Source organism: Tardiphaga sp. 768_D3_N2_1 (assembly GCF_052076105.1).
Classification (GTDB): Bacteria; Pseudomonadota; Alphaproteobacteria; order Rhizobiales; family Xanthobacteraceae; genus Tardiphaga.
In genome coordinates this window covers 5,420,700-5,440,298 of record NZ_CP197245.1, presented here as the reverse complement: position 1 = coordinate 5,440,298, position 19,599 = coordinate 5,420,700, and the positions used below count along the sequence as shown (strand labels likewise).

Here is a 19,599-nt window from a genome sequence, read left to right as displayed (position 1 = left end):
GATCGAGCAATCTTATTCCTGGAATACTTCGCCCCGGCGCTTGCTGATCGACGGCATCACGATCGAAATCAGCAGGGCAGCCGATAGCAGGAGCAGCGTGAGGCTGATCGGCCTTTGCAGGAACACCATCGGATCACCGTGCGACGTGATCAGGCTGCGCCGGAAATTCTCCTCAACCATCGGACCGAGCACGAAGCCCATCAGCAGTGGCGCCGGTTCTGCGTCGAGCTTGCGCAGGATGTAGCCCAGCGCCGTAAAGCCCACGGTCATATAGATGTCGAAGCTCGAATTATTGACCGAGAACACCCCGATCGCGCAGACCACGAGAATGACGAGATAGAGAATGCGATACGGCACGTTGAGCAGCCGGACCCAGATGCCGATCATCGGCAGATTGATGATCACCAGCATCGCATTGCCCAGAAACATACTGGCGATCAGCCCCCAGAACAGATCCGGCTGACGCGAGATAATCGTCGGCCCTGGCGCGATGCCATGCAGCGTCAGTGCGCCGACAAGCAGTGCCATGGTCGCGCTGGTCGGAATCCCCATGGTCAATAGCGGAACGAATGACGTCTGCGCCGCAGCGTTATTCGCCGACTCCGGCCCGGCAACGCCCTCGATGGCGCCGTTACCGAAGCGCTCGGGCGTTTTGGATACGCGCTTCTCCAGCGCATAGGACGAGAACGACGCGATGGTGGCGCCGCCACCGGGCAAGATTCCAAACACCGTCCCCAGCAGCGTACCGCGAGTCACCGCCCCCCAAGCGCCGCGCAACACTTTAAACGATGGCCAGATACTGTTGATCTTCGAATGGTTCACGATGCGAGTCGAGACGCTTTCGAGGTTGGAGATCACCTCGGCCACGCCAAACAGACCCATCACCAGCGCGACGAAATTGATGCCATCAGACAGTTCGATCAGCCCGAACGTCATTCGTGCTTCGCCGGTATTGATATCCATACCCACCATGCCGAGGAGCAGGCCAAGGAAGATCATCGCCACGGCCCGGAAGGCCGAACCGTTGGCCAGCACCACCGCAGACACCAGACCCAACACCATCAGCGAGAAGTAGTCCGGCGAGGCGAACTTCTGCGTCATCAGCGCAAGCGGCGGACCGAGCAGTGCAATCACGACAGTTCCGAAGCACCCCGCGATGAAAGAGCCGATCGCAGCGATGGCCAACGCCTCGCCGGCGCGGCCCTGTTGCGCCATCTTGTAACCGTCGATGGCTGTGACCACCGACGTCGACTCACCTGGAATATTGACCAGGATGGCCGTAGTCGAACCGCCATATTGCGCGCCGTAATAAATTCCGGCGAGCATGATGATGGCGCCAATCGGATCGAGCGCATACGTGGCCGGCAACAGCAGCGAGATAGTGGCCACTGGACCGAGACCCGGCAGCACGCCGATCAACGTGCCGCAAATGGCGCCGACCAGACAGAACAGCAGATTGAGCGGCGTCGCGGCAACCGAGAAGCCATGGCTGAGGCCGGCGAAGACGTCCATCATGGCAGCACACTCACTGGGATCTTGAGAAGCCAGACAAAGATCACCGAGGAGGCGATCGCCAGCAGAACTCCGGTGACCACACTGGCGAGCCATGTCGTCTCGCGCGAGGCGAAATGAGCCAGACCGACCTGCACCAGGATCGCGATTACGAGACCGGCACGCTCGACCAGGAGACCGAACGCCGCGAAGGACAACAGGACGAAAAACAGTGGCCGCAGATGCAGCCTGCCGACGGACACGCCTTCGGTCGTCAGCCCCTTAACGATCATGACGAGACCCATGCCAAGCAGGATCAGCGCCAGGCCAAGCGGAAAATAGCCCGGGCCCATGTCGAGCACGGTGCCGATTGTCAGCGTGCGGATATAAAGTAAAGCGACGACGGCGACGACGACCAGAAGCAGACCCGAATAGAAGTCCGAATTCCCTCGCTGCGCGATCGATTTCATGGCGGGCTCCTATGCGGTCGGAGGGGGATGCGGACGGCGACGCAATGAATCCGCCGCCCGCGATGTCGGATAATCAGGTCTTCTTCTCGGAGATTTCCTTGAGCAGCGTGCGCCACTGCTCGACTTCCTTGGTGATTTGCGCGGTGTATTCGGCCGGCGTAGTGAACACGGTCGATGCACCGGCGACCGCCATGTTCTTCTTCACTTCGGGATCCGCAGCCATCTTCTTCAGGGCGGCTGACACCTTTTCGACGATCGCATCAGGTGTAGACGCCGGCGCCATGACGCCGTTCCAAGACTCCACCGCATAGCCCGGCGATACGGTCTCGGCGACCGTGGGAAGCTTCGGCGTGAACTCGCTGCGTGTTGCAGACGTCACGGCAAGCGCGCGCACGGTATTGGCTTCGATCTGCGGCAGCGCGTCGGTCATGTTGGTGAAAGACAGATTGACCTCACCCGCAACGACCGCGGCCGTCGCCGGCGAACCGCCCTTGAACGGCACATGGGTCATCTTGGTGCCCACGCGGGCATCGAACAGTGCCACCGAGAAATACATCAGACCGCCGGCACCGCTGGAGCCATAGGTCAGCTTGCCGGGATTGGCCTTGGCATATTTGACCAGATCTTCCATCGAATTGATTGGAAGCGACGGATTGACGATCACAGTCTGCGGAATGGTGCTGACGACACTGATCGGCTTGAAGCTCTTGACCGGATCGTAGGAGGTTGTCTGCGCGACCGGCGCAACCGAGATCGCACCCACGCTGCAGACGCACAGCGTGTAGCCATCGCCCGGCGACTTCGACACGAGATCGGACCCGACGATGCCGCCGGCACCGGCGCGGTTGTCGACGATCACCGTTTGACCGAGTTCCTTCTCCAGGAAACGCGCGGTGATGCGCCCGACCGCATCGGTGTAGCCACCGGGTGCATAGGGCACGACGAGCTTGATCGGCTTCGTCGGCCACTCCTGCGCCGAGGCAGTCGTGACACTCAATCCGGCACCCATCAGCAGGGCCGCTACAAGAAGTCGCTTCATCGGTTTTTCCTAGTGATTGAGAAAATGTCGAGAGGGCTTCAACTACTCATGCAATGTTCGTTCCCACGAGCCCGAGTGCCTGGGTTGCCTTGTCTTCACCTGCGGCAAAATGGCTGAGCTCGATATCGGTCTTCGCGAACTCAACGCGCCGGAACTTGTCCTGATCTTCGAACGGCACCGTGGCGTCGATGCCAAGCTTGGTGCGAATGCCTTCCTTGCTGACACGCACATATTCATGGCCCCGCGCGCCGGGAATCAGAATGAGATCGCTCGACGCTTCCATGCGCGTGGCCACCGCATATTCCACATCGATGGGGTCGCGAATGTCGATGTCGTGATCGACCATGGTAATTAGATCGAGATCCTTCAGCGCGCCAAAGGCGGCCATCATCGCATTGCGCTGCAGACCGTTATGCTGACGGCTCTGCTTCTTCACCTGAATGACCGCATGGAAACGATGCAGTCCACCTGACGTCATCTCGACGTCGGTGACGATCGGAATCGCCGACTGCAGCACCTTGAGCAGGCTGGCTTCGAGCACGTATTTGCGGAGAATGATGGTTTCGCGGCCGAAGCCGTTGATGACGTGATAGATCGGCCGCAGGCGATGGGTGACAGCCGTGACCTTCAACACCGGCGCATCCGCAGCCGGCGCGGCAAAGCCAACGAACTCGCCGAACGGACCTTCCGGCGCGACGTCGTCGATCGAGATTTCACCTTCCAGCACGAATTCGCATTCGGCCGGCACGATCATGTCCTGCGACACGGCCTTCACTACCGTCAGCGGCTTACCTGCGAGACCGCCGGCCACCGCGAGTTCGTCGGCAGTTTCGGGCATCTGCGAACCCATCGTCGCGGCCGTGAAATGCAGCGCAAGATCGGTACCGATGCAAACGGCGACCGGCAGAGACTTGCCCCGCGCCTTGGCGCGTTCGAATGCGAGGCGAAGATGGCGGCCAAAATCGAGTTTAATGGCGACGCTATCCGGCCCCAATAGCTGCAGCCGGTGATAGGACGCATTGTAAATGCCGGTCTCCGGGTCCTTTACGATCACGATACCGGCGGTGATGTAGCGGCCCGCATCGCCCGGCGCATGAAACAATGCTGGCAGTAGCTTGGTAATATCGAACCCGGTCTTCAGCACGACTTCCTGGGACGGCGCGCTGGAGACGACTTCCGGCGGCAACGGACCACCCATCGCGCGCTGTACCAGACCGCGGATGCCGTTGAAATCGAGACCAAACGCAGCCTCGCAGTTCTCCTTCGAGCTCAGCAGATTTCCGATCAGCGGAACGTCGTAACCCTTGACCGACGGAAACAGCAGCGTCTGACGCCCGTCATGCTTCTTCAGAACCGCTGCGATCTCCAGATGCGGATCGGCGGGTCGCTCGAATGTCATAATGCGATCATTCTTGGCCAGGCGCGCCAATGCGGAACGGAACCGTGTGTCGAGGATCTGCGGATGCGGCATGTCGGTCTTTTTCTCGTTTTTCGCCTGATCACATAATTGCGAAGAAAGATAGCTAAGTACTAAAGCTAGTCAAGCACGCTCCCTAGGCACGGACTGACTAATTTCGATGCGTGCACTGCATCATTGCAGTAATTTATCAGTGGCTGAGAGGATCGCCCCGATCGCGGGCGACAGCCCGTCGATCCGGTGATGATGCTCCTTGCCCAGCGCATGACGAACGACATGGTGCAGGACGTCACTCACCTCGCCACGCGTCGATCTGCGCTGTTGCGAGGCATACTGCCCCAACCATGCGACGAGCAGATCATTCTCCAACGACTCGGCGGCGAGTTCTCCAGCCTTGATCTGCGCGCGCAACTGTTCGCTGGCGACCGATGGTGCGGGAGCCGGCCCCAACTTCAACGCGGTTCGGATCGCGCGGAGGGGGTGCACGATCTGTTCGCGCCAGGGACGGCAGGCACGATCCATATTCTCGATGTCGGAAGGAGTAAGAGGAATACGCCGCTGCGCCACCGCAAAAGTCGCAACCAGCAGCAGCATCACATCGACGCCCGCCTCAGCCTGCAGCTTCAGGCAAGCATCCGACACGCCGGGTTCCGCGTAAAGCTTGAGGGCAAAGGCCCAACTTTCACGTGCGGTGAGCGGGCCGTCATCGGTCATTGTCGTCACGCCACCAGATCGGGTGAAGCCGACAATGCCGCGCTCATTGGATGTCTCGGGTCCTGGCGGGATTAAGGCCTTCCCAGCGACTGACGACGCCGGTCTGGATGTCGAACAGATCCAGCACCCGCCCGAGCGTCTGGTCGACCATTTCTTCGAGACTGCTGGGCCGGGCATAAAATGCCGGCACCGGCGGATAGACGATGGCACCGATTTCGGTCACTGCTGCCATCGATCTGAGGTGACCGAGATGCAGCGGCGCCTCGCGCGCCATCAGAACAAGCCGACGGCGCTCCTTGAGGACCACGTCGGCGGCCCGCGTTACCAGCGACGAGGTAATACCGGTCGCGATTTCCCCCAGGCTGCGCATGGAACATGGCGCGATCACCATGCCCATGGTCCTGAACGATCCGCTGGCGATGGTCGCGCCGATATTGTCGGCCTGATGCACGACATCGGCCAGAGCGGTCACATCGGACACCGCAAGGTCCAGTTCCTGCGTCAGCGTGATCTTCGCCGACCGGCTCAATACGAGATGCGTCTCGACGTCGGTCGCCTTCAACAGCCGCAGCAGCCGGACACCATAAATGGTGCCCGACGCTCCGGTGATGCCGACGATCAGGCGCCGCGGTGCAATCTCAGGCTGGGTCGAAATAGTGAATCTCCATCAAGACGCAGCCACCGACCGATTTGAACGGGCCGTGATAGGCACCGGGCGGACGGCAGGCATAGGTGTTGGGCTGGAAGGACTCACCGCCGTTACCCTGCTTGTCGTTACCGACAATCAAGTCGCCGGTGAACAGGAACACTTCTTCCCAGTATTCGTGCACGAAAGGCTCGGTGGTGTAAACGCCGGGCGCGAAACGCAACAGGCGGGTGCGGCTGCCGCGCTTGTTCACCTCATCGAGCGCCCCCGACAGGATCTTCTGCTGGATGCCGGCCGGATAGCCCGCGGGCGTCTCCCATCCCGAGGACATATCGACGGTGCGGAATTCATCGTGAAGTTTGTTGATGGCCATAGTCAGGTTTCCTGCAGGGACGGATCAAGCAACGGCGCGCGGCGATGTGGCCGACGCCGTGGAGGTGGTGACTTCATCGGCAAGGTCATAGCTCGCCAGCATCTTGTCGAGCAACGCCGCCGATTTCATCCAGTCATAAGTCCGGAAAGCGTGGCCCTTGGTGACAAAGGTCGCGCCCGCGAAGAACATCTCGTATTGCGAGTGACGCGAGGCGAATTCCGAGCCGACCGCATCCCAGGCCAGCTTGTAGAACTTGACCTTCTCGGTCGCGCTGGCGGCGGGGGACTGCTGGGTCTTGCCGATTAGGCGCGCCAGTTCCGGATTGCCGAAGTCCTTCACCGAGGACGGCAGCATGATCATGCCGCCGCCGGCGAGTTCGCGCAGCGTGTTGATGACCTTCGAATAGAGCTGCTGGGTGAGGACCTGTGCCGAATACAGCATCGCCCGGTCCGGCACGTAATAGGTGCCGCGCTGCGTGCCCTTGGTCTCCATCGCGACGACGAAGGCTTCGACCATCGACACTTCGGCTGCGAGCTGACCGAGCATTTCCCTGACCTGTGGGAAACCGGCGATGCCGTTGGTCTCCGCGGTCCGATGCGCGATCCCGATCAGGAAGCGCAGCTTCACCGAGAGCCGGATCATGGCCTGATAGTTCTGATACACATGCGCCGGGGTGACGTGGAACTGCTTCTGGCACATCGCGATGTCATCGACGATGAACACGCGATCCCAAGGCACCTTCACGTCGTCGAAATACAGCACGGCATCGTTTTCATCGAAGCGGCTCGACAGCGGATTGTCGAACACCGATGGCGACGCAGCTTCATAGGACTTGCGCGACAGGACCTTCAGACCCTTCGTATTCATCGGAATCGCGAAAGACACCGCATATTTCTCGTCGCCCGGCTGCAGCGGCTGGATACAGGTGACGAACACCTCGTTGGCCATGATGCCGCCGGTTGCCAGCATCTTGGCGCCGCGGATCGTCAGACCCTCGGCATCGCGCGACACCACGCCCGCCGACAGGAATGGATCGGCCTGCTCGGCGGCGCTCTTGGAACGATCGGCCTGGGGGTTGATGATCACATAAGTCAGGTAGAGATCGTTATCGCGGGCGTAGCGATAGTAATCCGCCAGCGCCTTGGCGCGGTCCTTGTTGTAGGTCTCGAAGACTTCAAGACCCATATACATACCGGCGATACAGGAGGCGACGTGATCCGGCGCGCGGCCCATGAAGCCGGCATGCAACTCGGTCCAGGCCTCCAGACCGCGGCGACGATTGACCAGCGCATCATAGCTGCCGGGCAACTCCCAGATCCGGTTGGCGCGGGTGCCGGTCTCGGTCTCGAAAGTCATCAGCTCGCGATTTTCCGGCGCGCTCTGGAAATCGAACATCCGCCCGATCGACGCCACCGCACCACGGAATGCCGGATGGGTGGTCACGTCATCCACCAGCTCGCCATCGAGATAGATTTCACGGCCGTCGCGCAGGCTCGCGATGTGCTGTTCGCCGGTCTTGATCATGGGTTGCCTCGGTCACTTTCAGTCATGGGTGGCATTTCAGGTGCGTTATTTCAGTAATGCATCGGCAGCGGCCATTCCGGGCTGCGTTCGGTACTTGCGAGGCTGCGATAGGCCCCGCGAAAGAAGACCAACGGCTCGTTAGCCGGATAGGCGGTGAACTTCACCACCCGGCCGACGAAGATCACATGGTCCCCGCCGTCATATTGCGCGTATGGCGCGCATTCGAAGTGCGCGAGCGCGCCGGCGATCAGGGGCGCCGCCTCATGGCCCAGCGTATGTTCGACCGCCGCCCACTTGTCGCCGAGCGCCTTGGCGAACTTGTTCGACAGATGCTCCTGGTCGCGGCCGAGGATGTTCACGGCATAGCCCTTGGCTTCGGTCATCGCCTTGAGGCTGAAGGCCTTGCGATCGATCGAGAACAGGATCAGCGGCGGATCCACCGAGACCGAGTTGAACGAACTCATGGTCAGGCCGATCGCCTGGCCATCCGCCGCTTCGGCCGTGATCACGGCGACACCGGTGGCAAACTGTCCGAGCGCCTGTCGGAAGGCACGGGGATCCAAGTCAGCAGTGGCGCCCATGGTCATCTCCTGATCGCGAAACCTGAACGACGCGCATTAGCTTTATAACAAAGCTATATTATCGAACGAAAGCGCGCGCTGTCAAGCATGGCTGGCCTGCTATCAAAACGCGCTGGTTCCAACTTGTTTGTGCGTAACGTCGCCGCTATACGACTCATAGGTGTGCGGGGACCTGATGGCGATTAAAAGCAAATCACGTAAAATGAAGGTAGAACCGACGATTTCGCGGCCACAATTGATGGTCGACGGATCGGATCGGGCTTTCCGTCAATTTGTCCATGACACATTGGCGTTTTCGGCGCGGCTTCAGGCCGTGCGCGGGCAACTCGGCGCAGTGATCGGCCTGTCCGGCACGCAATACACTGTGCTGATCGCAATTGCTCATTTGAGCGGCACAGATGAGAAGATCGGCGTCAATCAGGTCGCCGAGCACCTGCACTTCAGCGGCGCGTTCATTACGATCGAGATCAACAAGCTGGTATCAAACGGCCTTGTTGAAAAAGAGACCGATGCGGAAGACCGCCGCCGCGTCATTCTAACCATCACGCCGAAAGCGCGCGCGCTGCTCAATGAACTGGCACCTGTTCAGCGTCCGGTGAACGATATGCTGTTTCGCAGCATGTCGGCTGCAGACTTCGAGCGAACGCGCAAGCTGATGTCCGAGATGGTGGACGCCGCCGACGAGGCGATCCGGCTACTGGACTACAACGCCCCGGCATCGGTCGCCCGGCAGACCAAATAACCTGCTGTTTGACGGGTTTGTCGCTGGCTATTCGCCGGCGCGCAGCCGATAGCCGATACCCGTTTCGGTCAGGACGAATTGCGGGCGCTCCGGATCAAGCTCGATCTTTTGACGCAGCTGGCGGACATAGACGCGCAGATATTGTGCGTCGGTGAGTTCATCCCACAACTCCTTCAGCAGAAACCGGTGAGTCAGCACCTTGCCGGCATGCTGCACCAGGACCCGCAGCAACTCATATTCCTTCGGGGACAGCTTTACATCGCGGTCACCGACCTTGACGATGCGGCGCACCAGATCGACCGACAATTCGCCGGATCGGAATACCGGCCGCTCGCCGTGAACCTGTAGCTGATGCCTGAGCGCAGCCCGCATCCGCGCCAGCAACTCATCCATACCGAATGGCTTGGTGAGATAGTCGTCGGCGCCAAGATCAAGCGCCTGCACCTTGCCGGCTTCGTCGCCGCGGCTGGACAGCACCACGATCGGCACGCTGTCATCGCGCGCGCGAATCATCTGCAGCAGATCGTGGCCCTGGATGTCCGGCAGGCCGAGATCAAGGATGATGACGGCTGGCTTCTCCGCCAGTTTCTCCAGCGCGATCTTGCCGTTGCTGGCCTCCAGGACGTCATAGCCCTGGGTGCTGAGGCCCATGCGCAGCAATTTGCGGATCGGCGGCTCATCATCGATGATCAGGACCTTGATGGCAGCTGTGTTCATGCGGCGGTGTCCAGAGCTTCAGAGGCCGGCGGGATGGGAAGGCGGATAGTCAGCACGGCGCCTGATCGGTCGGCGCGATTGGTGGCCGAGATAGTGCCATGCATTGCCTCAACAAAACCCCGAGAGATCGCAAGACCGAGGCCGGTACCCGCCCGAACGTGATCGCCCTTGTTGGCGCGATAGAATTTATCGAACACCTGCTCGAGATCGGCGGGTGGAATGCCCGCACCCTCGTCCATCACCTGCAGCAAGACCGAGTCCTTGTCACGGATGGCCCTGATCGCGATGGTGGTGTCATCCGGTGCATATTTCGCGGCATTGTCGAACAGATTGAACAGCACCTGCTCGAACAGTACCGCATCGAGCTCCAGCATCGGCAGGTTTGACGCCAGATCGAGCGCGACGCTATGCCTGCTGAGGATCTTGCCGGCCCGGCGCAGCGCACTGCCGACGATCTCGGTGAGATCCTGCAGCGTTGCATTAGGCACCACGGCACCGGACTCCAGCTTGGTCATATCCAGCAGATTGGCGATGAAGCGGTTCAGCCGTTCGGATTCGTCAATCACCGTGCCGAGCAGATCGGCCTTCTCGGCCTCGCTGAGCTTCGGCGACAGATCGCGCAGCGTGGAAGCCGCGCCGAGCACGGAGGCCAGCGGCGTCTTCAGATCATGCGAGATCGAGGTCAGCAGCGCCTGACGCAGCCGGTCGGATTCGACGTTGCGCTCGGCGCGATCCATGTCTTCCACGAGCTGCACGCGCTCGATCGCGAGTGCGCTCTGGTCCACAAGCGCATCCAGCAGCCGGCGCTGGTCTGGTGTCAGCAATGGCCCCGTGCGATCGTCGTCGATGCCAATCACACCGATCGGTCCACGGCCGGTGCGCATCGGCAGAAACAGCCGCTTGGCGCCGGGCAATGTCTCGGAGCCACGACCGGCCGGCCGATCATTGCTCCAGGCCCAGTTGGCTGCGGCCAGATCGGCCTTGTCCAATTCGTCCTCAGGGGGATAGCCCGCTTTGACGGTGATAACACCCTGTTCCGGCAGCAGAAGAACGACCCGCACCTTGAGCATCAATGCGATCTGATAGGCGCTCGCCCAAAGCACATCGTCGAGTGCCGCCGTGCCCGCTAGTTTTCTGCTGAAAGCATAGAGAGACTCGGTCGTCCGCACGCGGCCGAAGGCCGAGACGGCCTGCGTGCGGACCCGCGCCGCAACATTGGACACCAGAATTGCGATCAGCATGAAGAAGAAGAAGGCCGCAACATTGGTCGGATCGGTGATGGTGAGCGTGTAGACCGGCGGCAGGAAGAAAAAATTATAGCTCAGCGATGCCACGACGCTCGCCAGCAGCGATGGCCAAAGGCCGAAGCGCACGGCGACACCAACCACGGCAGTGAGAAACATCAAATCGACATTCTCGATACCGAAGATTGGACGCAACAGTGTTGCAGCCACAAGGGCCACCGCCACGACGGCAACCGCTGCGATATAGGGCTTTGCGTCGAACGGCTCGACGCGATCGGTCGTCTGCGCACGTTTCGCAGCCGGCTCCGTCGGCAACGCATCGCCGGCAATCACATGCACGCTGATATTGCCGGCGCGCCGGACGAGATCGTGGACCACCGAACCGCGCACCAGTTCGAACCACCATGACCGCGATGCCTTGCCAATCACGATCTGGGTGACGTTATTGGCATGGGCATAACCGAGCAGATCGTCGGCGATCCGCCGTCCAGCGCCCGGAATCGTCAGGGCTTCGGCACCAAGCGCTTCGGCGAGCCGCAGCGTATCAGCCAGCCTGTCGCGCTGTTCTTCGGTTAACTGAAGGCTGCGCCGCGTTTCGATGCTGACTGCCGTCCATGGCGCATGCAGGCGATCGGCGAGACGTTTGGTGTAGCGCACCAGCCCGGCCGACCGTGGATCCTCACTGATACAGACCAGAATGCGTTCACCGGCAGCCCACGGACCAGCAATGGCATTGGCCTGCATATGCGTGAGCAATTGCTCATCGACCCGATCGGCCGTCCGTCGCAACGCCAGCTCACGCAGTGCCGTCAGATTGCCCGGCGAAAAGTAATGTTCCAGCGCACGCTCGGCCTGTTTCGGAACGTAGACCTTGCCTTCCCTCAGGCGCTGAATCAGATCGTCTGGCGTGAGGTCGATCAGCTCGATCGCGTCGGCACGATCGAACACCGAATCCGGCACCGTCTCGCGCACCCGCACATGGGTGATCTGTGCGACCACATCATTTAGGCTTTCGATGTGCTGGATATTGACCGCGGTATAGACGTCGATCCCCGCGGCAAGCAATTCCGCGACGTCGAGATAACGTTTCGGATGCCGGCTGCCGGGCGCATTGGTATGGGCGAGTTCGTCGACCAACGCGATCTGCGGCCGCCGCGCTATCAGTGCATCGAGATCCATTTCCTCGAGTTGCTGGCCCTTGTGATCGATGCGCTTGCGGGGAAGCACGTCGAGGCCGATCAGCAACGCCTCGGTCTCGGCGCGCCCGTGGGTCTCGACCACGCCAACCACCACATCGACGCCCGCCTTGCGTCTGGCATGGGCGCTTTGCAGCATCTCGTAGGTCTTGCCGACGCCGGGAGCGGCGCCGACAAAAATCTTCAGCCGTCCGGCCGCACCTTCCTCGCGCCTTGCTGTTTCCAGCAAGGCTTCAGGCGAAGGTCGTTGATCGGGATCGCGGCGCTGATTTGCCATAAGGCAATATAGTCTCCGCCAGGTCTTAGGCCTAGATTAAGGCTGCGGCCTAGACGGCCTACTTCGGTGCGGCGGCGTCCAGCGCAAGATTCAAGGCGAGAACGTTAACGCGCGGTTCGCCCAGCAGGCCGCCGAGGCGGCCCTCGGTCTTCTCGGTTACCAGCTGGCGGACGCGATCCTCCGGCAGCTTGCGCGCCTTGGCGACGCGCGGCACCTGAAACAGCGCGCCCTCCGGGGAGATGTTGGGGTCGAGACCGCTGCCCGAGGTGGTGACGAGATCGATCGGCACAGGCATCGACGGGTTCTCGGCCTTCAGCTTCTCGACGTCGTCCTTGACGCGGTCGATCAGCGCCTTGCTGGTCGGACCAAGATTGGAGCCCATCGAGTTCACCGCGTTATAGGGCTGCGGCACCGTCTTGGTGGAATCTTGCGGGTCTGGGCCCAGGGTCGCAGACGGACGGCCATGGAAGTATTCGTCGCCCTTGAATTCCTGACCGATCAGGGACGAGCCTATCACCTTGCCGTCCCGCTCGATGAGGCTACCCTGCGCCTGGTTCGGCATAATCGCTTCGGCGACGCCCGTCATCGCGAGGGGATAGCCGAGGCCGGTGATGGCAGTGAGGCCGAGTAGCAAAACAATGGCCGGGCGAATTTCTCTCAACATAGCGTAACTCCTCAAACCAGGTGCAAGGCGGTGACGACGAGATCGATCGCCTTGATGCCGATGAACGGAACGATGATGCCGCCGAGGCCGTAGATCAGCAGGTTGCGGCCGAGCAGTGCGCCGGCGCCGATCGGACGATAGGCGACGCCCTTCAGAGCCAGCGGAATCAGCGCGATGATAATGATCGCATTGAAGATGATGGCCGACAGGATGGCGCTTTGCGGGCTCGCCAGACCCATCACATTGAGCGCGCCGAGCTGCGGATAGAAGGCGAGGAAGATCGCCGGGATGATGGCGAAATACTTTGCCACGTCATTGGCGATCGAGAACGTGGTCAGCGCACCGCGCGTCATCAGGAGCTGCTTGCCGATTTCGACGACCTCGATGAGCTTGGTCGGATTGGAGTCGAGATCGACCATGTTGCCAGCTTCGCGCGCCGCCTGCGTGCCGGTATTCATGGCGACACCCACATCGGCCTGCGCCAGCGCCGGCGCGTCATTGGTGCCGTCACCGCACATGGCCACCAGCTTCCCCTTGGCCTGCTCGTCACGGATGAGCTGCAGCTTGTCCTCGGGTGTGGCCTGCGCGAGGAAATCATCGACACCGGCTTCGGCTGCAATGGCTGCAGCCGTCATCGGATTATCGCCGGTGATCATGATGGTCCGGATGCCCATGCGACGTAGTTCGGCGAAGCGCTCGCGGATACCGCCTTTGACGATATCCTTGAGATGGACGACGCCGAGCAGCTTGCCATCACGTGCTACGGCCAGTGGCGTGCCGCCAGCCTTGGCGATTTCGTCTGAAATCGCCTGGATCTCGCGTGCAGTGTCGGACATCGGCTGGATCGCGCGGGCAACGTTTCCGGACGTGACGGCAAACGACCCGCCGCCATTGACGTAAGCGAGCATCGAATCCACCGCGCCCTTGCGCACCGACGAGCCTCCGGCATCGACACCGCTCATGCGGGTCTGAGCCGTGAACGGCACGAAGGTCGCGCCAAGCTCGGCCATGTCGCGGCCACGGATGCCGTATTTCTCCTTGGCGAGCACGACAATGGAGCGGCCTTCCGGCGTCTCGTCTGCGAGCGACGCGAGCTGCGCAGCATCGGCCAGCTCCTGCTCGGTGACGCCGCGCACCGGACGGAATGCCGTCGCCTGACGGTTACCGAGGGTGATCGTGCCGGTTTTGTCGAGCAACAGCGTATCGACGTCGCCGGCAGCCTCCACCGCGCGGCCGGACATCGCCAGCACGTTGAAACGCACGAGGCGATCCATGCCGGCAATACCGATGGCCGACAGCAGCGCGCCGATCGTGGTCGGGATCAGCGTGACGAACAGCGCGACCAATACGACCACCGAGATCGAGCCGCCAGCATAGGCCGCGTAGCTCGGAATCGTCACCGTCGCGAACACGAAGATGATCGTGAGGCCAACCAGCAGAATGTTCAGCGCGATCTCGTTCGGCGTCTTCTGCCGCTCGGCGCCTTCCACCAGTTTGATCATGCGATCGATGAAGGTCGAGCCCTGCGCCGCCGTTATGCGGACCCGAATCCAGTCGCTCAGCACCTGCGTGCCGCCGGTGACCGCCGACCGGTCACCACCGGACTCGCGGATGACGGGCGCGGATTCGCCGGTGATGGCAGCCTCATTTACGGAGGCCACGCCCTCGATGACTTCGCCATCTGACGGGATGGTGTCGCCAGCTTCCACCAGTACGACATCGCCGACCTTCAGGCTGGTGCCCGAGACCATACGATAGCTCTTGTCACCGGCGTCGCTGCCGGTGAGCAGCTTCGCCTGGCTCTCCGTCCGCGTCTTTTTCAGCGACTCTGCTTGCGCCTTGCCGCGGCCTTCGGCGACAGCTTCAGCGAAATTGGCGAACAGTACCGTGAACCAGAGCCAGAGAATGATCTGGAACGCGAAGCCCAGATCGCTCCCGCCCATGATGATATTCTTAACGAAGATCACCGTCGTGAGCGCGGCGACGACCTCGACCACGAACATCACAGGGTTCTTGATCATCAATCGTGGATCGAGCTTGGTGAAAGCCGATCGGATCGCGGGCAGCACGATTTTCGCATCCAGCATGGCCGAGACCGGCACCCGCTTCTGCAGTTTCAACGTTTCCATGATGAGTACTCCGAAATCCGATCAAAACAGGGTATTGGCGGTCATCGCGAGGTGCTCGACGATCGGCCCGAGCGCGAGTGCCGGGAAGAAGGTGAGACCGCCGATGATCAGGATCACGCCGATAACGAGACCGACGAAGAGGCCGCCCGTCGTCGGCAGCGTGCCGGCCGAGGGTGCAATAGATTTCTTCGCAGCCAGTGAACCGGCCATCGCCATGGCGGGCACGATCATGAAGAAGCGGCCGACGAACATCGAACTCGCCAATGTGAGATTGTAGAAGAAGGTATTGCCGGTGAGCCCACCGAAGGCCGAGCCGTTATTGCCGGTCGCCGAGGTGAAGGCGTAAAGCACTTCGGTGAAGCCATGCGGGCCCGCATTGGCCATCGACGCCACCGCCGAGGGCAGCACCACCGCCACCGCCGTCCAGCCGAGATACATCAGCGGCAGGACGAGAATGGCAAGCATCGCCATTTTCACCTCGCGCGCCTCAATCTTCTTGCCGACATATTCCGGCGTACGGCCGACCATCAGACCGGCGACAAAGATCGCCAGAACGACGAACAACAACATGCCGTAGAGACCCGCACCCACGCCGCCGACGATGATCTCGCCAAGCTGCATGTTGATCAGCGGAATCATGCCACCGATCGCTGTAAACGAATCATGCATCGCATTGACCGCGCCGCAGGATGCCGCCGTTGTCACGACCGCGAACAGCGACGACGCGACGATGCCGAAGCGCAGTTCCTTGCCTTCCATATTGCCGCCGGTGAGGCCGAGCGCATTCAGACCCGTGGTGCCAGAAGCTTCGGCGCCATAGGTGATGGCGACACCGGCAATGAACAATACGCCCATCACGGCCAGGATCGCCCAACCCTGCCTGGGGTTGCCGACCATGCGGCCGAACACATTGGTCATTGCTGCACCGAGCGCGAAGATTGAGATCATCTGGATGAAATTCGACAGCGCAGTCGGATTCTCGAACGGATGCGCGGCATTGGCGTTGAAGAAGCCGCCGCCATTGGTGCCGAGCATCTTGATGGCGACCTGCGAAGCGACGGGACCGACCGCGATCGTTTGTTTGGCACCTTCGAGCGTCGTCGCATCGACATAGGCGCCGAGCGTCTGCGGCATGCCCTGCCAGACCAGGAACAGCGTGTAGACGACACAGATCGGCAGCAGCACATAGAGCGTGCAGCGGGTAATATCGACCCAGAAATTACCGATGGTGCGCATCGACGAACGTGCAAAGCCACGGATCAGCGCAATCGCCAAGGCAATGCCGGCAGCAGCCGACAGGAAGTTATGTACTGTCAGACCCAGCATCTGGGTCAGATACGACATGGTGCTTTCGCCGCCGTAGTTCTGCCAGTTGGTGTTGGTGATGAAAGAGATCGCGGTGTTGAAGGAGAGATCCTCGGCGACCGCCGACTGACCGGCCGGATTGAACGGCAGCACGCCCTGCAAGCGGATCACGGCATACAGGCCGAGGAAACCGGCCGCATGAAACAGCAGCATAGAGACCGTATAGGTCAGCCAGTGCTGTTCGCGTTTCTCGTCAACGCCGGCGACCCAGTACAGCCCGGCTTCGACCGGTCGCAGAACCGGAGAGAGGAAGGTACGTTCGCCGTTGAAGACCGATGTCATGTAGCCGCCGAGCGGCTTCACCAGCGCGAGAACCACCGCGCAGTACAAAGCGATTTGAATCCAGCCAATTGTTGTCATGTCAGTCGACCTTTTGGAGTGCGCGCTCAGAACCGCTCGGGCCGCAGCAGCGCGTAAGTGAGGTAAATCAGCAATGCCGCGGACACGAAGCCGGCGAGGGTGTAATCAAAAATCATGATGCGCTCCTCACAGCCGTTCGCAGGCATAGGCATAGCCCAGCGTGAGGATGAAGAAGCCCAGACCGAGGGCCAGCATGACGACGTCCAGCATGGGAAGCTCCTGATGCGATGACTGCAGCGGCGCGGGGCAAACGGCTCTCGCGCCCGATGCACGATCAGGTGCCATTCCAGACGTAGGTTTTCGAGATGAAGCCAGCAGCGAACTTATAGGAATCTCATAAAGACGCGGGGGCATGCGCGGACCCGGCCAATCTTCACGCGCTTATACGGCCCTTATATTTTCGTGCCCGAAGCTGCATCGTATTCAAATGACGAACGACGGATATTGCATGGTGCGATCTTTCGAAGATCACGCTGTTCATGGAGACCCGTCATGTCGTTCATCTCGATTCAGCGAACGTCCCTTTCCGAAGCGCCATCTGAAACGGCTCCACTAGACGCCACGAGTTTCGCCGCGATCTGCCTCACCACCTGCAAGCGCCTGCCGGCCATGCGCCGCACGGCGGAGGCCCAGCGCCTCGATGCCGCGCTTGCCTTGATCGCCATCGAACTACCGCGGTGGAAACTGCGTCGACTCGCTTATGATGAAGGTGAATGGCATTGCGCTCTCTCGAACCAGCGTGACCTTCCAGACTGGCTGGATAGCGCCGTCGAGACGCATCACCCAGACATGGCAACGGCGATCCTGGATGCATTTCGCGCCGTTGTTAGCCGCGGAGGCACGCCGCATCTGACGCAAGCGCCCGTGCGCGCAATCCAGCCCACCGATTCCGAGCCGATGCTGTGTGAGAACTACTGCTGAGCGAAGAGGGTCAGTGCGAAGTACTGTAGCTCGACCATCTCGAACAGCCTTCCAAGAGTCAGGCTTTCGGCTATGCTTGGCACGAACTCGTGCCATGACAAGCCGGAGCAAGACGTGACATCAGACAAGCCGGCTTTCGTCGCGGTCGATTGGGGCACCAGCAGCTTTCGAGGCTGGTTGATGACCGCCGACGGCAACGCGCTTGCGGAAACCCGCGGGCCTGAAGGCATGCTACATTGCGCGACTGCCGGCTTCGCTCCGGTGCTCGCTGATCATCTTGCCAGACTTGGCGGAACCAGGCTTGGCGGACCGCAGGACCTGCCGGTGTTGATCTGTGGCATGGCCGGCGCACGGCAGGGCTGGATCGAAGCGCCCTATCTGCACACACCGACACGCCTCGACGCCTTGCACGACGGTGCGAAGCGTGTCGATACACAAGGCGACGTGCGTATCCTGCCCGGCATTGCCCAGGCCGACGCCGCGGCGCCCGACGTCATGCGCGGCGAAGAGACGCAACTCCTCGGCGTGACCGAGCCCGGCTTTACCGGCCTGGTCTGCATTCCCGGCACCCACAGCAAATGGATCCGTATTGAGTCCGGCAGCGTGGTATCATTCACGACCTATATGACCGGCGAACTATTTTCGGTCATCACTCAGCACAGCATCCTGAAACACGCCGTCGATCACGACGCGCCGTCGCCCGCCGCGAATGAGGCGTTCCGCGATGGCCTGCAGCGCGCGATCGATGCGCCGATCGGTTTGACTGCTTCGCTCTTCAGCTTGCGCGCAGCGCAACTGCTCGGCTTCCAGCAACAGGCCGACGGTGCCGCACGCCTGTCGGGCCTCCTGATCGGCACGGAAATCGCCGATGCCGGATCGCGCTATGGCACGCAGCATCCGGTGCGCCTGATCGGCGCCGGTGCGCTCAAGGATCTCTATGCGTCGGCGCTTGCGGCTGCCGGCTTCGAGGTTGCCATCGTTGATGCCGAACGCGCGTCGCAACACGGCCTGACCAAGGCTGCAATCCATTTGTGGGGAGCTCAGTTCATATGAACCAGCCGATCCGTTGGCCTACCGTGAAGCGTCCGCTCGTCGCCATCCTGCGCGGCGTGCAGCCCGACGAGGTGGAGGGCATCGTCGAGGCGTTGATCGACACCGGCTTCGAGATGATCGAAGTGCCGCTGAACTCGCCCGATCCGTTCGATTCCATCGCGCGGATTTGCAAACGATTTGGCAGTGACACCCTGATCGGCGCCGGCACCGTCCTCACCGCGGATGATTGCGCCCGCGTCGCCGATGTCGGCGGGCGTCTGATGGTGAGCCCGAATGTCGACGTCGATGTGCTGGCAATGGCCGCGAATCGCGGGATGGTCACGATGCCCGGCGTGTTCTCGCCGACCGAAGCTTTCCTCGCACTCCGCGCCGGTGCCTCCGCGCTGAAATTCTTTCCTGCGTCGATCCTCGGCCCGTCCGGCATCGCCGCCATCCGCGCGGTTCTGCCCAAGGATGCCGTGATCGGGGCTGTTGGTGGTGTTTCCGACCGGAATTTCGCGGACTATGTCGCCGCCGGCATACAAGTCTTCGGCCTCGGCAGCAGCCTGTATCGGCCTGGAATGAGCGCTATCGAGGTGAAGGCGACCGCACAGGCATCTGTCGCGGCTTATGATCAGGCGATGGCCCGCTAGAAGCAGAGCGCGATATCTGTTCGCGGTGATGGCGCGCCGTACCT

Annotated in this window: 20 protein-coding genes; 4 read left to right on the top strand and 16 right to left on the bottom strand. The window is 61.3% G+C overall.

Annotated elements, in window-relative coordinates; all coding sequences use genetic code 11:
- Positions 1 to 12: 12 nt before the first annotated feature.
- The 9 genes from AB8A27_RS25600 to AB8A27_RS25560 form a co-directional block, all read right to left on the bottom strand.
- Complete coding sequence (locus AB8A27_RS25600) at positions 13 to 1,515, bottom strand: tripartite tricarboxylate transporter permease (protein WP_441244305.1); 1,503 nt, start codon at positions 1,513 to 1,515, stop codon at positions 13 to 15.
- Entirely contained in the window at positions 1,512 to 1,961 is a 450-nt protein-coding gene (locus AB8A27_RS25595) for a tripartite tricarboxylate transporter TctB family protein (protein ID WP_441244304.1), read from the bottom strand. The genes AB8A27_RS25600 and AB8A27_RS25595 overlap by 4 nt, the downstream gene beginning before the upstream one ends.
- A 73-nt stretch (positions 1,962 to 2,034) precedes the next feature.
- Positions 2,035 to 3,000 carry a Bug family tripartite tricarboxylate transporter substrate binding protein gene (locus AB8A27_RS25590; RefSeq protein ID WP_441244303.1) on the bottom strand — a complete coding sequence of 322 codons (966 nt, stop codon included), beginning with the start codon at positions 2,998 to 3,000 and terminating at the stop codon, positions 2,035 to 2,037.
- A gap of 46 nt (positions 3,001 to 3,046) precedes the next feature.
- Positions 3,047 to 4,471 (bottom strand): UbiD family decarboxylase, encoded by a 1,425-nt coding sequence (locus AB8A27_RS25585; RefSeq protein WP_441244302.1) that lies wholly within the window; start codon positions 4,469 to 4,471, stop codon positions 3,047 to 3,049.
- A gap of 120 nt (positions 4,472 to 4,591) precedes the next feature.
- The gene (locus tag AB8A27_RS25580) at positions 4,592 to 5,131 is read right to left on the bottom strand and encodes a TIGR02444 family protein (RefSeq protein ID WP_441244301.1); all 540 of its coding nucleotides are present in this window, start codon (positions 5,129 to 5,131) and stop codon (positions 4,592 to 4,594) included.
- Positions 5,132 to 5,174: 43 nt separating this feature from the next.
- Positions 5,175 to 5,768 (bottom strand): UbiX family flavin prenyltransferase, encoded by a 594-nt coding sequence (locus AB8A27_RS25575; RefSeq protein WP_441245025.1) that lies wholly within the window; start codon positions 5,766 to 5,768, stop codon positions 5,175 to 5,177.
- A gap of 1 nt (position 5,769) precedes the next feature.
- Entirely contained in the window at positions 5,770 to 6,150 is a 381-nt protein-coding gene (locus tag AB8A27_RS25570; RefSeq protein WP_092140823.1) for a cupin, read from the bottom strand.
- 24 nt (positions 6,151 to 6,174) lie between these two features.
- Positions 6,175 to 7,674 (bottom strand): 4-hydroxyphenylacetate 3-hydroxylase family protein, encoded by a 1,500-nt coding sequence (locus AB8A27_RS25565; protein ID WP_441244300.1) that lies wholly within the window; start codon positions 7,672 to 7,674, stop codon positions 6,175 to 6,177.
- A 50-nt stretch (positions 7,675 to 7,724) separates the two neighbouring features.
- Positions 7,725 to 8,255 (bottom strand): flavin reductase family protein, encoded by a 531-nt coding sequence (locus tag AB8A27_RS25560; protein ID WP_244558211.1) that lies wholly within the window; start codon positions 8,253 to 8,255, stop codon positions 7,725 to 7,727.
- Between the two features lie 175 nt (positions 8,256 to 8,430).
- On the opposite strand from AB8A27_RS25560, the gene AB8A27_RS25555 reads away from it, so the two are divergent.
- Positions 8,431 to 8,997: a MarR family winged helix-turn-helix transcriptional regulator gene (locus AB8A27_RS25555; RefSeq protein WP_092140827.1), complete on the top strand. Its 567-nt coding sequence runs from the start codon at positions 8,431 to 8,433 to the stop codon at positions 8,995 to 8,997.
- Positions 8,998 to 9,024: 27 nt separating this feature from the next.
- On the opposite strand, the gene AB8A27_RS25550 is transcribed toward AB8A27_RS25555, so the two are convergent.
- The 7 genes from AB8A27_RS25550 to AB8A27_RS25520 are packed head-to-tail and all read right to left on the bottom strand — an operon-like array spanning position 9,025 to position 17,234.
- Complete coding sequence (locus AB8A27_RS25550) at positions 9,025 to 9,714, bottom strand: response regulator (protein WP_441244299.1); 690 nt, start codon at positions 9,712 to 9,714, stop codon at positions 9,025 to 9,027.
- Positions 9,711 to 12,431 (bottom strand): DUF4118 domain-containing protein, encoded by a 2,721-nt coding sequence (locus AB8A27_RS25545; RefSeq protein ID WP_441244298.1) that lies wholly within the window; start codon positions 12,429 to 12,431, stop codon positions 9,711 to 9,713. Before AB8A27_RS25545 ends, AB8A27_RS25550 begins: the two co-directional genes overlap by 4 nt.
- Before the next feature lie 58 nt (positions 12,432 to 12,489).
- Positions 12,490 to 13,095, bottom strand: coding sequence for a K(+)-transporting ATPase subunit C (locus AB8A27_RS25540; protein WP_441244297.1), 606 nt, complete (start codon positions 13,093 to 13,095; stop codon positions 12,490 to 12,492).
- Positions 13,096 to 13,106: 11 nt separating this feature from the next.
- Complete coding sequence (gene kdpB / locus AB8A27_RS25535) at positions 13,107 to 15,224, bottom strand: potassium-transporting ATPase subunit KdpB (RefSeq protein ID WP_441244296.1); 2,118 nt, start codon at positions 15,222 to 15,224, stop codon at positions 13,107 to 13,109.
- 21 nt (positions 15,225 to 15,245) lie between these two features.
- The gene (kdpA, locus tag AB8A27_RS25530) at positions 15,246 to 16,949 is read right to left on the bottom strand and encodes a potassium-transporting ATPase subunit KdpA (RefSeq protein WP_441244295.1); all 1,704 of its coding nucleotides are present in this window, start codon (positions 16,947 to 16,949) and stop codon (positions 15,246 to 15,248) included.
- A 26-nt stretch (positions 16,950 to 16,975) separates the two neighbouring features.
- Positions 16,976 to 17,065, bottom strand: coding sequence for a K(+)-transporting ATPase subunit F (locus AB8A27_RS25525; protein ID WP_081421711.1), 90 nt, complete (start codon positions 17,063 to 17,065; stop codon positions 16,976 to 16,978).
- A gap of 10 nt (positions 17,066 to 17,075) precedes the next feature.
- A complete protein-coding gene (locus tag AB8A27_RS25520; protein WP_441244294.1) occupies positions 17,076 to 17,234 on the bottom strand; it encodes a hypothetical protein in 159 nt (52 codons plus the stop codon).
- A 207-nt stretch (positions 17,235 to 17,441) separates the two neighbouring features.
- On the opposite strand from AB8A27_RS25520, the gene AB8A27_RS25515 reads away from it, so the two are divergent.
- From AB8A27_RS25515 to AB8A27_RS25505, 3 genes are all read left to right on the top strand, one after another.
- A complete protein-coding gene (locus tag AB8A27_RS25515; protein ID WP_441244293.1) occupies positions 17,442 to 17,870 on the top strand; it encodes a hypothetical protein in 429 nt (142 codons plus the stop codon).
- A gap of 72 nt (positions 17,871 to 17,942) precedes the next feature.
- Positions 17,943 to 18,923 (top strand): 2-dehydro-3-deoxygalactonokinase, encoded by a 981-nt coding sequence (locus tag AB8A27_RS25510; protein ID WP_441244292.1) that lies wholly within the window; start codon positions 17,943 to 17,945, stop codon positions 18,921 to 18,923.
- Positions 18,920 to 19,555 carry a 2-dehydro-3-deoxy-6-phosphogalactonate aldolase gene (locus AB8A27_RS25505; RefSeq protein WP_441244291.1) on the top strand — a complete coding sequence of 212 codons (636 nt, stop codon included), beginning with the start codon at positions 18,920 to 18,922 and terminating at the stop codon, positions 19,553 to 19,555. The genes AB8A27_RS25510 and AB8A27_RS25505 overlap by 4 nt, the downstream gene beginning before the upstream one ends.
- Positions 19,556 to 19,599 lie beyond the last annotated feature (44 nt).